10 protein-coding genes and 1 pseudogene are annotated in these 12,058 nt (G+C 62.9%); 7 read left to right on the top strand and 4 right to left on the bottom strand.

Annotation, left to right across the window (positions count from 1 at the left end):
* Positions 1 to 2 precede the first annotated feature (2 nt).
* Positions 3 to 1,421, bottom strand: coding sequence for an FAD-binding oxidoreductase (locus ACVDG8_RS31665; RefSeq protein WP_447251982.1), 1,419 nt, complete (start codon positions 1,419 to 1,421; stop codon positions 3 to 5).
* A 164-nt stretch (positions 1,422 to 1,585) separates the two neighbouring features.
* On the opposite strand from ACVDG8_RS31665, the gene ACVDG8_RS31660 reads away from it, so the two are divergent.
* Together ACVDG8_RS31660 and ACVDG8_RS31655 are read left to right on the top strand one after the other, a co-directional pair.
* Positions 1,586 to 2,071: a thioesterase family protein gene (locus tag ACVDG8_RS31660; RefSeq protein ID WP_447251981.1), complete on the top strand. Its 486-nt coding sequence runs from the start codon at positions 1,586 to 1,588 to the stop codon at positions 2,069 to 2,071.
* 146 nt (positions 2,072 to 2,217) lie between these two features.
* Complete coding sequence (locus ACVDG8_RS31655) at positions 2,218 to 2,415, top strand: hypothetical protein (protein WP_447251980.1); 198 nt, start codon at positions 2,218 to 2,220, stop codon at positions 2,413 to 2,415.
* 5 nt (positions 2,416 to 2,420) lie between these two features.
* Here ACVDG8_RS31655 and ACVDG8_RS31650 read toward each other — a convergent pair whose 3' ends face one another.
* Entirely contained in the window at positions 2,421 to 2,897 is a 477-nt protein-coding gene (locus ACVDG8_RS31650) for an Lrp/AsnC family transcriptional regulator (protein WP_447251979.1), read from the bottom strand.
* Between the two features lie 88 nt (positions 2,898 to 2,985).
* Between ACVDG8_RS31650 and ACVDG8_RS31645 the strand changes: the two genes are divergently transcribed.
* From ACVDG8_RS31645 to ACVDG8_RS31635, 3 genes are all read left to right on the top strand, one after another.
* Positions 2,986 to 3,906 carry an EamA family transporter gene (locus ACVDG8_RS31645; RefSeq protein WP_447251978.1) on the top strand — a complete coding sequence of 307 codons (921 nt, stop codon included), beginning with the start codon at positions 2,986 to 2,988 and terminating at the stop codon, positions 3,904 to 3,906.
* A gap of 152 nt (positions 3,907 to 4,058) precedes the next feature.
* Complete coding sequence (locus ACVDG8_RS31640; protein WP_447251977.1) at positions 4,059 to 5,156, top strand: histidine kinase dimerization/phosphoacceptor domain -containing protein; 1,098 nt, start codon at positions 4,059 to 4,061, stop codon at positions 5,154 to 5,156.
* Positions 5,153 to 5,602 carry a response regulator gene (locus ACVDG8_RS31635; protein WP_447251976.1) on the top strand — a complete coding sequence of 150 codons (450 nt, stop codon included), beginning with the start codon at positions 5,153 to 5,155 and terminating at the stop codon, positions 5,600 to 5,602. Before ACVDG8_RS31640 ends, ACVDG8_RS31635 begins: the two co-directional genes overlap by 4 nt.
* Positions 5,603 to 5,605: 3 nt before the next feature.
* On the opposite strand, the gene ACVDG8_RS31630 is transcribed toward ACVDG8_RS31635, so the two are convergent.
* Complete coding sequence (locus ACVDG8_RS31630) at positions 5,606 to 6,493, bottom strand: dienelactone hydrolase family protein (RefSeq protein WP_447251975.1); 888 nt, start codon at positions 6,491 to 6,493, stop codon at positions 5,606 to 5,608.
* A 209-nt stretch (positions 6,494 to 6,702) separates the two neighbouring features.
* On the opposite strand from ACVDG8_RS31630, the gene ACVDG8_RS31625 reads away from it, so the two are divergent.
* Positions 6,703 to 7,134: a hypothetical protein gene (locus ACVDG8_RS31625; RefSeq protein ID WP_447251974.1), complete on the top strand. Its 432-nt coding sequence runs from the start codon at positions 6,703 to 6,705 to the stop codon at positions 7,132 to 7,134.
* Positions 7,135 to 7,441: 307 nt separating this feature from the next.
* On the top strand, positions 7,442 to 9,568 hold the full coding sequence (locus ACVDG8_RS31620) for a putative bifunctional diguanylate cyclase/phosphodiesterase (RefSeq protein ID WP_447251973.1): 2,127 nt from the start codon (positions 7,442 to 7,444) through the stop codon (positions 9,566 to 9,568).
* A 40-nt stretch (positions 9,569 to 9,608) separates the two neighbouring features.
* Here ACVDG8_RS31620 and ACVDG8_RS31615 read toward each other — a convergent pair.
* Positions 9,609 to 11,922, bottom strand: a pseudogene (locus ACVDG8_RS31615) (glucose/quinate/shikimate family membrane-bound PQQ-dependent dehydrogenase).
* Between the last annotated feature and the right edge of the window lie 136 nt (positions 11,923 to 12,058).

Raw genomic sequence — 12,058 nt, 5'->3', positions numbered from 1 at the left:
GACTAGTGACCATCCGCCGGCAGGATCTTGCCGGGGTTCATGATATTTTGCGGATCGAGTGCCTGCTTGATCGTGCGCATGATATCGACGCCGTGGCCGAGCTCGTGGCGCAGGAAGCCGACCTTGCCCTGGCCGATGCCGTGCTCGCCGGTGCAGGTGCCTTCCATGGCAATCGCACGCATGTTCAGCCTGGCGACGAATTTTTCGGCAAGCGCGATCTCGGCCGGGTTGTCGACGTCCATAAGCACCAGCACGTGGAAATTGCCGTCGCCGGCATGACCGACGATGGGTGCTACCAGGCCCATTTCGGCAATGTCGGCCTCGGTTTCGGTGACGCACTCGGCAAGCCGCGAGATCGGCACACAGACGTCGGTCGACAGCCCCTTGGCGCCGGGGCGCAGCGTCAGCGACGACCAGTAGGCGTCGTGCCGCGCCTTCCACAGTTTCGTCCGCTCCTCGGCGACGGTGGTCCACAAGAACGGCCCGCCGCCATTCTCCTCGGCGATCATGCCGAACGTCTCGGCCTGTTCGGCCACGCCTGCATCGCTGCCATGGAATTCGACGAACAGGCACGGGCTCTCCGGATAGTCGAGCTTGGAATAATTCTTCATCGCCCGCATCTGCAGCGCGTTCACCAGTTCGATGCGCGCCACCGGGATGCCCATCTGGATGGTGGCAATCACCGTGTTGCAGGCGGCCTCTAGGCTTGGAAACGGACAAACGCCACCCGAGATCGCCTGCGGGATGCCCTGCAGACGCAGCGTCAGCGAGGTGATGATGCCAAGCGTGCCTTCCGAGCCGACCAGCAGCCGTGTCAGGTCGTAGCCGGCCGAGCTCTTCTTCGCCCGCTTGCCGGTCGTCATCGTCTCGCCGTCGGCCATGACGGCGGTCAGCGACAACACGTTCTCGCGCATCGTGCCGTAACGCACCGCATTGGTGCCGGACGCCCTGGTAGCCGCCATGCCGCCAAGCGAAGCATTGGCGCCCGGGTCGATCGGGAAGAACAGGCCGGTGTCGCGCAAATGCCGGTTGAGGTCCTCGCGCGTCACCCCGGCCTCGACGGTGCAGTCGAGATCCTGCGGGTTGACCGACAGGATGCGGTTCATGCGTGAAGTGTCGATGGAGATGCCGCCGCCAGGCGCGTTGGTGTGGCCTTCGAGCGAGGAGCCGACGCCGAAGGCGATGACCGGCACCCGATGCTCGGCGCAGGCGCGCACGATCTCCTGCACCTCCGCGATGGTCTCGGTGAACGCAACGCCGTCCGGCGCCTGGGTCGGGATATAGGTGGTGGTGTGCGCATGCTGGCCGCGGATCGCCTCGCCGGTCTGGAAGCGATCGCCCAAGCGCTGCTTGAGGATGCCGAGCACCGCGGCGATGCCTTCCTCGTTGCGCTCGACCGGGTTGAGGTCGCTCAGAGCCATGAATTCCTCCGCGAATGGACCAGCGGCCACTCTTGTTCTGCAGCTATGGAGATGCCTAAAGCACTTCCAGGAAAAGTGTGAAGCGGTTTTCGATCCCGAATTGCTTCAGAACAAGACAACCTTACCGGCCACGCCCTGTCCAGCGACGATCAAAGGAAAAGCAGATGACGACCCCTTCGCCTATCATCACCAGCCCGATGGGCATCGAGAAGGACTGGATCGACTATAACGGCCATCTCAACATGGCCTATTACAACGTGCTGTTCGATCGCGGCTCGGACGAGGCTTTCGAGTTGATGGGCATGGGGCCGAATTACGCCAAGGATCGCCGTCTCACCATCTACACGGCGGAAGTCCATGTCTGCTACGTGCAGGAACTGCATCTCGATCACAAGGTGACGGTCTCCTTCCAGCTCATCGACCACGATGAGAAGCGCCTGCGCGCCTATCAGGAAATCCGCCATGTCGATGGCTGGCTGGCCGCCACCTCCGAGCAGCTTGCGCTGCATGTCGACATGGCCGGGCCGAAGGTCGCCGCCTTCCCTGCCGATGTGATGGCCAAGGTGGAAGCCATGCGCGCCGCCCACGCCGCGCTGCCGATGCCTGAGCGCGCCGGGCGCGCGATCGGCATCAAACGCAAGACCGCTTGAAGCCCTCCAGTACCCGCGTTAACCTTACCAAGGTTTTAACGTGAACAACCCATTTGAGCCGGTTGAACGACTCAGTGGCGCGTTGGAAAACGGCCGTACCGGGTTTGCGCGCGGGCGGCTGGCGGGATGCGGTGCGAGGACAGTGCATGAAAACCGACATCAAGGTCGAAGTGGAACGGTTGGCGGCCGATCCACGCATCACCGACTATGATTTCTGGCGATCGCTGAAGAACGTGAACAACGAGATCTTCCACATCGCCAACAACAACGAGCCTATCCCTTTCGACATGATCCGCTGGCGCGCGATCCTGAAGCAGGCGCGCATGAAGCGCGGCCACGTCTGATCTGTTCACCGGCTCCGCAAAGCCCCGAGTGGTGAACGCGGCTCGACCGGCGACGACTGGATGATGGCGGTGTTGGTCATCGCATGGGGAATGATGCGGTCGATCACCCTTTCCAGTTCAGCCACCGAGCCGACATGCGCGAGCGCAATGAAACAATCCTCGCCGGTGACGCGGTCGCATTGCGCGATCTCCGGCAACTCGCGGATGATCTGCGCCACCACCGATAGCTGCCCAGGCACCGGCCTGATGCGCAGCCATGCCGACAGTTTCAGCCCGAGCGCCGCCGGATTGATCCTCACCGTATAGGCCTCGATCACGCCGTTCTCCTGCAGCTTGCGGATGCGCTCGGCCACGCTCGGCGCCGAGAACCCGATGGCACGCGCCAGTTCGGCCGTGCTGGTGCGGGCGTCTTTTTCCAGCAGGCGCAGGATTTTCAGGTCCGCCGCATCAAGGTCGGTATTTTCATTTCGAAGGCGTTTCACCAGAAAGATCTTTCTTCTCAAAGGATATTGGCTGAACTGACATCGATCCGGCATGTCAGTTGCCGAATTGGCCTGCGATAATGAGCCCATGGAAACGTCAACGCAAGCCTCACCCTCTGCCCGCCCCGCTTTGGCCGGACTGGCCAACGCGCTGCCACCGCATGTCTGGTTCTGCGTCAGCGCCGTCTTTCACTATCTCGGGCCAGCTTTCGCCGTGCTGTTGTTTGCCGAGGTCGGGGTCCTGGGCATGGCCTGGCTACGCATTGCCACCGCCGCGTTGATCTTCGCGCCTTTGACCAAGCCCTGGCGGGTGTTCGCCCGTGCCGACCGTTCCGGCCGGTTGCTGCTTCTCGCCTTCGGCGTCTGCCTGGCGGTGATGAACTGTTCGTTCTATCTCGCGCTTGCCCGGCTGCCGATATCGCTGGTGGCCTCGATCGAATTCGTCGGCACGATCGGCGTGGCGCTTGTTGGCCTCAGAAGCCGGCGCAATCTCGCGGCGCTGGCCATCGCGGTCACCGGCACCCTGCTGCTCATCGACGTAAAATGGTCAAGCGATCCCATTGGCCTGTTTTGGGCCTTCCTCAACGGCGCGCTCTTCGTCTTCTATATCGTGATCGGCCACCGCATTGCCCGGACCGGCCTCGGCATTGCCGGTCTCGGCACGGCCATGATGATAGCCTTCCTCGTCGTCCTGCCGATCGGTTTTCGCGAGGCGCTACCGGCCTTCTCGGCGCCGCAGCTGTTGATCGCCGCCGTCGGCGTCGGCGTCTGCTCGTCGGTCATCCCCTATATCTGCGATCAACTGGCCATGGCGCGGCTGCCGCGCGCAAGCTTCGCGCTGATGCTGTCGCTGTTGCCACTTACCGCGTCGCTGATCGGCATCGTTGTGTTGCATCAGATGCCGAGCCTGACCGATTGCCTCGGCATTGCGCTGGTGGTGTTCGGCGTCGCCGTCCACAAGCCGAATTCAGCGGCAGATCAGAAAAGCCGTTGCCGCCCAAAAACTTAAACCAACAGCGGTTTGGTTCCTTCACTTCTGTGCCTGCGACAACAAAACTTGAGAGTGAACCAATTCCAAGCCTGCGTCGTTGTGGCGGCGAATAAGGCTTGGAGTTTCACATGGATTGGAAGCGGACCAGAGAACCTGCCGATGCATGGCATATGACGGACGATCTTCATGCCGAACAAGGCAAGGGCGACCCGTTCGCGGCAGCCATTCGCGCCACACACATGTCGATGATCATCACCGATCCGCGCCGGGCGGATAATCCCATCGTCTTTGCCAATGACGCGTTCCTGCGCCTGACCGGCTACGAACGCCAGGAAGTGATGGGCAAGAACTGCCGCTTCCTGCAGGGACCCGAGACGGACGAGGCGGTCGTGGCCGAGATCCGCGATGCCATCGCCGAGGGCAGCGATATCAGCGTCGACCTTCTCAATTATCGCAAGGACGGTTCCAGCTTCTGGAACGCGCTCTACATCAGCCCTGTCTCCAACGACAAAGGCGAGCTTTTGTTTTTCTTCGCCTCCCAGCTTGACGTCTCCGACCGCAAGCTCTCGGAGCATCGCATGACGGCGGACAAGGAAAAATTCGAGAAGGCGGTGAAGGAGCGCACGAAGGAACTTGAAGCCGCGCTCGAAATACAAACCACGCTGCTGCACGAGGTCGACCATCGCGTGAAGAACAATTTGCAGATGGTTTCGTCGCTGATCCTGATGCAGAGCCGGGCGACCGAGGATGAGGCCGTCAAGCGGTCGCTGCGCACGATGCTGGAGCGCATCGAAGCGTTGAGCACGGTGCACCGCAGATTCTATCAGTCGAAAGATGTCAGCAACTTCGATGTCTCCGATTTTGCCCGCGATCTCGTCTCCGACCTGCTTGCCGCCTCCGGCCGTTCCCACGTCGGATCGAAGCTCGATCTTGCACCCGTTATCGTGCCAGCGGAGAAGGCGACACCGGTCGCACTCATCATCAACGAACTTGTAACCAACGCGCTAAAACATGCTTTCAAGGATGATACGCGGCCCGGCAACATCGGCATCAAGATGAGCCAGCCGGACGGACGCCTCATTATCGAGGTTTCCGACGACGGCGTCGGCATGGACGGCGCGGACCGCGACGCTTCCTTCGGCATGCGGCTGATCCGGCAGCTTGGACGGCAGTTGCGCGCCGATATCGAGTGGCGCGATGCCGGTCCCGGCACGCAGGTCGTCATAACAATGCCGAACGGGCCGCAGCAGGAAAGGCAGACCCAATGACCGAGCCTCTTAAAGTGCTGATTGTCGAGGACGAGGCGCTGTTGGCGATGGAGCTCGAAAGCCTCGTCGAGGAAGCCGGCCACAGGGTGGTCGGATGGGCGATGTCGTCGGACGAAGCGAGAAGCATTGCCGAAGGCAGCGATGCCGACATTGCCTTTGTCGATATCCACCTCGCGGATGGCCCGACGGGGGTCGATATTGCCGAGCATTTGAAGCAATCGGGCCGGCCGATGGTGGTTTTCATGACCGCCAATCCCAAGCGCATACCCGACCATTTCGCCGGCGCGATCGGCGTCATTTCGAAACCATACACGATGAACGGCCTGATGTCGGCGCTACGTTACCTGCAGGAAGGTGTCAGGCGCCCGCCTCCCGTCTCGCAACTGCCGACGGGATTCACGCTCTCGCCGGCATTTAGCACGGTATGGTCGCCGTCGGTCGCCTGATGCTCAGGCGAGCTTTTCCTTCAGGAAAGCCACCGTCCGTCCCCAGGCGAGGTCCGCGGCCTTCTTGTCGTAGCGCGCAGCCGAGGTGTCGTTGTTGAAGGCGTGGTTGGCGCCGTCATACACATAGACCATGTATTCGACATGCGCGGCGTCGAGCGCTTTTTTATAGGCATCGATTCCGGCATTGGTGCGCTCGTCCAGCCCGGCATAGTGGAGGAGCAGCGCCGCCTTGATCTTCGGCACGTCCTCGGCCTTCGGCTGCATGCCGTAATAGGCGACGCCGGCCGCCAGGTCCGGCGCGTTGACGGCAAGTTGGTTCACCGCGCCGCCGCCCCAGCAGAAGCCGACCGCGCCGACCTTGCCGTTGCCGTCTTTATCGCTCTTGAGATAAGCGACCGTCGCTACGCCATCGGCAACGACCTGTTTGGGGTCGAGCTTGGCGAACATGTCGCGCGCCTTGTCCTCGTCGGACGGCGTGCCGCCGAGCGGCGACAGGAAGTCTGGCGCCAGCGCCACGAAACCTTCGAGCGCCACGCGCCGCGCCACATCGCGGATATGCGGGTTGAGGCCCCTGTTCTCATGGACCACGATCACCGTGCCAAGCTTGCCCGACAAGCCCGCGGGCTTGACCAGATAAGCCTTCATCGCGCCGCTTGAGCCAGGATAGGTGATGTCCTCTCCCTTCACGCGTTTGTCGTCCTCGGCAACGATAGCCGCCTGCGCCGAATTCGCCGCCAGCATCGGCGCGATCGCGGCGGCGGCCGCGCCTGATCCCGCCAGCTTCGTCAATTGCTCCATGAAACGACGCCGGTCGAGCGTCAGATGCGTGTATTCGTCATAGGCATCGATCATCGCCTGGGTGATGACGGGCTTGGCAACAGGTTTGCTCATGGTGCTCTCTCAAAGGACGACGGACGGGTTGATCGCCAAGATAGGGCTGAGATTTGCACGGTCCAGTCACCGGACGGTGACGGTCGCGAACGACCGCGGCGCTCATCACATTTTGGTCATTTCCGAAAGCCTTGATGATATTGTCACATCGGGGCGGGAAGCTGCCAGCGCGGCCTCGCCGATCCAAACGACGACGAAAGGGAAATGCCATGAACGTCCAGGACATCGTCAACACCGTTTCGCAGAAGGCAGGGCTCGACCAAACAACGACGGAAAAGGTCGTTGGCACGATCTTCTCCGTGCTCGAGCATGAAGCGGAAGGCAGCAGCGTGTCTTCCTTCTTCGCCCAGATCCCCGGCGCCGACGCGCTCGCCCAGAAATACGATGTGATGGCGGCCGGCGCCAGTTCAGGCGGCGGCCTGCTGTCGTCGCTGCAGGGCGCGCTTGGCGGCGTGCTCGGCGAAAAGGCCGGCGCCCTCGTCAATGGCGTCGCCGCGCTCAAGGCGTCCGGCCTCGACATGGCACAAATCCAGAAGGCCGGCACAACGCTGATCCAGCAGGCCGAAGCCGCCGCCGGGCCAGACCTCACCAACCAGGTGCTCGACCAAGTGCCCAGCCTGCGAGGTCACCTCGGCCTCTAGTCTTTTGGCAGTCGGCGGAGGACGTTGTGCCCCGCCGACTGTGCTGCCACCCCAGCACGGAGCGCGACGAGGTCCACCGAGCGCTAGAATATCGATATTACAAAACATTACCTCGCGATTAGACACATTTCGGAAACCATCTCCTGAACATCCTGGTCGCGCCTTCCTGCAATTAACGACCCATTAGAAGTTGCACGCCAGGTTGTGGACCAAGTTATTGGTATCCGCATTGGGGGCGGCTGCCTTTACCGCCTCGGTCACACCCCGCCACAACAAATCGGATGTCCGCGCTAACGGGCACCGGGCGATGGTTGGCAAGGCAGGAAGGTCCAGCACCTCCCAGATCGAAGAGGTCGACCCGGCCATGATGCGCGTCATCTCCTGTGTGACGGTGGATCACAATCTTTGGCTCGTGCTCGTCGCGGCGCTTGTCTGCAGCGCCGGCTCCTGGGCGACGATCCGGCTTTTCCTGCGCTCGCATGAAGCCACCGGGCTGCAGCAGATCGGCTGGCATTTCCTGACTGCCGTCTGTGCCGGGTCTTCGATCTGGTGCACGCATTTCATCGCCATGCTTGCTTATGATCCTGGCGCGCCGATCGCCTTCGATCCGGTGTTGACGATTGCCTCGCTGTTCATCGCCATCGCCGGCACCGCTGCCGGCTTCATCGCGGCCACCGGCCACGCCCCGCGCATCGCTCCCATCCTCGGCGGCACGATTGTAGGCCTCGCGATCTCCGGTATGCATTACACCGGCATGGCGGCCTATCATGTCGACGGCATCGTCGAATGGAACGCCAGCTATATCGCTGTCTCTGTCCTATTCTCCGTGGTGTTTGCCTGTCTCGCCGTCGGCGTGGCCCTAAACCAACGCATAGCGGCTCGCAAATATTGGGCTACCGCTATTCTGGTGCTGGCTATCGTCAGCTTGCATTTCACCGGGATGGCGGCGGTGCATGTGACGCCGCTGGTCATGCGCAGCGCCCACGCGGATAGCGCGGCTTTGCATGCCATGGCGCTCGGCGTTGCCGTCGCCGGCCTGATCATCATCGGCACCGGGCTGGCAAGCTATCTGATCGATGATCGGACGCGCTCGGAAGCCTTCCAGCGCCTGCATCACCTGGCGATGAACGATGCCCTGACCGGCCTGCCGAACCGTGCGAATTTCAATGATCATCTCGACCGCGAGATCGATCGCGCTCGCGAACTCGGCGGCAAGGTCGCTGTGATCGGTATCGACCTCGATCGGTTCAAGGAGATCAACGATATCTGGGGCCATAGCGCCGGCGACGAGACGTTGAAGAACCTGGCCGAACGCATGAGCGGGCTCTTGCAGGAAGGCGAGTTCGTCGCCCGCCTCGGCGGCGATGAGTTCGCCGGCGTCAAGCGCATGAAGAACCAGTCGGATCTCGTCGATTTCATTTCGCGCCTCGAAACGGCACTTTTCACGCCGGTCAGGATCGGCGACTTCGAGACGGCGACCGGCGCCAGCCTTGGCGTCGCCATCTATCCGAGCGACGCGCACAATCGCGAGGCGCTGGTCAACAATGCCGACCTCGCCATGTACCGCGCCAAGGCGAACGTGACCCAGAACGTCTGTTTTTATGAGCAGGCCATGGACGAGGCCGTGCGCGCCAACCGGACTCTTGCCAACGATCTGCGCGACGCCGTCGACAACTGCCAGCTCGACCTGCACTACCAGGTTCAGACATCGGTCTCGACCGGTGACATTCGCGGCTACGAGGCGCTGCTGCGCTGGCAGCATCCGAGCCGCGGCAACATCTCCCCGGCCGAATTCATTCCGCTGGCCGAGGAAAACGGCCTCATCCTGCCGCTTGGCGAATGGGTGCTGCGCACAGCTTGCGCCAAGGCCGCCACATGGGATCACCCCTATAAGATCGCGGTCAACCTCTCACCTGTACAGTTCGCCCATGCCGACCTGCCGAAGCTCGTCCATGAGATCCTGCTCGAAACCGGCTTACGGCCGAGCCGGCTTGAGCTCGAGATCACCGAATCCACGATTATCGCCGACAAGAACCGCACGCTGAACATCCTGCGGCGCATCAAGGCGCTTGGCGTCACCATCGCCATCGACGATTTCGGCACCGGTTATTCCTCGCTGGAGACACTGCGCGCTTTCCCGTTCGACAAGATCAAGCTCGACCGCTCCTTCATGTCGGAAGTCGAAACCAGCCCGCAAGCCAAGGCCATCATCCGCGCCGTGCTGGCGCTCGGCCAGAGCCTCCACATCCCGGTGCTTGCCGAAGGCGTCGAGACGCACAGCCAATTGTCGATCCTGCGCGCCGAAGGCTGCAACGAGGCGCAAGGCTTCCTGCTTGGCCGGCCGGCGCCGTTCGGCGAGATATTCGCGCTGATGCATGGCGGCGAAGCTGAGCTTGCCGTAGTGGCTCCACCGATCCACCAGGCCGTCGCCTAGGCAATCGCTGCGATATCCATCAGGCCGGCATCGCCTGAATCTATTTCGGCAGCGTGTAGGCCATCACGTAATCGCCCGGCTTGGTGCCGACCGAGCCATGGCCGCCGGCGACGATGACGACGAACTGGCGACCGTCGGCGACGGTGTAGGTCATCGGCGTCGACTGTCCGCCGGCCGGCAGCCTCGCCTGCCAGAGCTGCCTGCCGGTGGCGAGGTCGTAGGCGCGCAGATAATCGTCGACCGCAGCCCCCAGGAAAGCAACGCCGCCAGCCGTGATCATCGGCCCGCCAATGCCCGGAACGCCGACCTTGAGCGGCAGCGGCAGCGGCGTCATGTCGTAGACGGTTCCGTTGCGGTGCTTATAGGCGATGTTTCCGGTCTTGAGGTCGACGCCGGCGACATAACCCCATGGCGGCGCCTGGCGGGGAACGCCGAGCGGCGACAGGAACGGCCCCATCACCACCGCATAGGGCGCTCCCTCGTTGCGGTTCAGCCCCTGCTCGCTGCCCTTGGTGTTGTCACCCGGCGCCGGCACGTCGGCGCGCGGGATGAGCTTCGAGGTGAACGCGAGATAGGTCGGCATGCCGAACATCACCTGGCGCACCGGATCGACCGCGACGCCGCCCCAGTTGAAGACACCGAAATTGCCGGGATAGATCAGCGAGCCCTGCAGCGAGGGTGGCGTGTAGCGGCCTTCATAGCGCAACTTCCTGAGCTCGATCCGGCATGCCAGCTGGTCGAACATGGTGATGCCCCACATGTCGCCGCCGGTCAGCGGCTTGGGGTTGAAGGAAAGGTCGGAGCTCGGCTGCGTCGGCGAGGCATGATCGCCCTCGATCGCGCCGCCCGGCGCCGGCACTTCCTTGACCGGGATGATCGGCTCGCCGCTGCGCCGGTCGAGCACGTAGAGGTCACCCTGCTTGGTCGGCCCGACCAGCGCCGGCACGACGCCGCTTGCCGTGGTGATATCGACCAGCGTCGGCTGCGCCGGCACGTCCATGTCCCACAAATCGTGATGCACGGTCTGGCGCACCCAGCGCAATTGTCCGGTGTTGAGATCGAGTGCGGTGATCGAGGAGGAGAATTTCTCGACATTGGCGCTGCGGCCCATGCCGAGCTGGTCCGGCGTCTGGTTGCCGAGCGGCACGTAGAGCAGCCCGAGCTTCTCATCGGCGCTTGGCGTCGACCACATGTTGGGCGAGTTGGCCGTATAGGTCTGGCCGGCGGGCAGCGGCGTCGTCTGGTCCGGATTGCCGGAGTCCCAGTTCCACAACAGCGCGCCGCTGTCGACGTCAAAGGCGCGGATGACGCCCGACGGCTCCTGCGTCGAATAATTGTCGTTGACCGCGCCGCCGACAATAATCTTGCCGCCGACAATCAACGGCGCCGAGGTCGAATAATAAGCCCGACTTCGGGTACGGCATGTTGGCCAGCAGGTTCAGCGTGCCGCCCTGGGCGAAGGATGGGCAGACTTGCCCGTTGGCGGCGTCGAGCGCGATCAGCCGCGCGTCCGAGGTCGGCAGATAGACGCGCTGGGCACAAGGCTGCCCGGCGGCGATCTTGGCATCTGCGTAATAGGACACGCCACGGCAGGTCTGGTGCTGGCGGTCGGGATCCAGCTTGATCTTGGGATCGTAGCGCCATTTCTCCTTGCCGGTCGCGGCGTCGATGGCGATGGCGAAATTATGCGGCGTGCAGATGAACAGCGCATCGCCGATCTTCAGCGGCGTCACCTGATAGGTGGTTTCGCCGATATCGTCGGGGCCTTTCACGTCGCCGGTGCGATAGGTCCAGGCCGGCTGCAGTTTGGCCACATTGTCCGGTGTGATCTGGTCGAGCGGCGAATAGCGCTGGCCGAAGGGCGTGCGGCCGTAGAAGTGCCATTCGCCCGCCGGCATGTCGCCGCCGAGATCGGCGGTCGGCGTGATCTTGTCCATGCCGAGTGTGCCGCCGATGTCATATGGATCGGCGGTCATCGAATAGAAGGCGACGGCAAGCGAGGCGAGCACGGCCAGGATCAGCGGCGCCCGCCCGTCGGGGCCGCTCAAGCCTCGCCTGGCCCATGGCGTCAGCAACCATATGGCTACGAGAACGATGACGCCGCCGCGCGGACCGAGCTGCCACCAGTCGAAGCCGATTTCCCACACCGCCCAGCATAGCGTGGCGATGACGAAGAGCGCGTAGAGCCAGAGCGCTGTCGACCTGCGCCGCAGCAGGAGCCAGCCAGTGACCAGGAAGACAAGACCGGCGATGACGTAATACCAGCTGCCGCCCAGCACGGCGAGCCAGATGCCGCCGCCGCCGAGAAGCAGACCGATGAGAAAGAGGACGAGGGAGGTGATGACGACAGCCAAGACGATGCTCCTTCGACTGTTGCTTGTTCCGCGATGCGTCCGTGGGCATCCGGCATCCCGTTCCCGCCCTGCTTCGCAGCTTTCCCCTGCCCGCCCCGGCTGTCAAGTTGGAGCGGGACACGCAAAAATAGAACAA

The sequence above is a fragment of the Mesorhizobium sp. ORM8.1 genome, from assembly GCF_053005525.2.
This window is presented reverse-complemented; position numbering and strand designations above follow the sequence as displayed.

Bases quoted from the DNA above. Each gene is read 5' to 3' on its own strand.
- ACVDG8_RS31665 (WP_447251982.1), bottom strand. From the start codon at position 1,421: ATGGCTCTGAGCGACCTCAACCCGGTCGAGCGCAACGAGGAAGGCATC.
- ACVDG8_RS31660 (WP_447251981.1), top strand. From the start codon at position 1,586: ATGACGACCCCTTCGCCTATCATCACCAGCCCGATGGGCATCGAGAAG.
- ACVDG8_RS31655 (WP_447251980.1), top strand. From the start codon at position 2,218: ATGAAAACCGACATCAAGGTCGAAGTGGAACGGTTGGCGGCCGATCCA.
- ACVDG8_RS31645 (WP_447251978.1), top strand. From the start codon at position 2,986: ATGGAAACGTCAACGCAAGCCTCACCCTCTGCCCGCCCCGCTTTGGCC.
- ACVDG8_RS31640 (WP_447251977.1), top strand. From the start codon at position 4,059: ATGACGGACGATCTTCATGCCGAACAAGGCAAGGGCGACCCGTTCGCG.
- ACVDG8_RS31635 (WP_447251976.1), top strand. From the start codon at position 5,153: ATGACCGAGCCTCTTAAAGTGCTGATTGTCGAGGACGAGGCGCTGTTG.
- ACVDG8_RS31630 (WP_447251975.1), bottom strand. From the start codon at position 6,493: ATGAGCAAACCTGTTGCCAAGCCCGTCATCACCCAGGCGATGATCGAT.
- ACVDG8_RS31625 (WP_447251974.1), top strand. From the start codon at position 6,703: ATGAACGTCCAGGACATCGTCAACACCGTTTCGCAGAAGGCAGGGCTC.
- ACVDG8_RS31620 (WP_447251973.1), top strand. From the start codon at position 7,442: ATGGTTGGCAAGGCAGGAAGGTCCAGCACCTCCCAGATCGAAGAGGTC.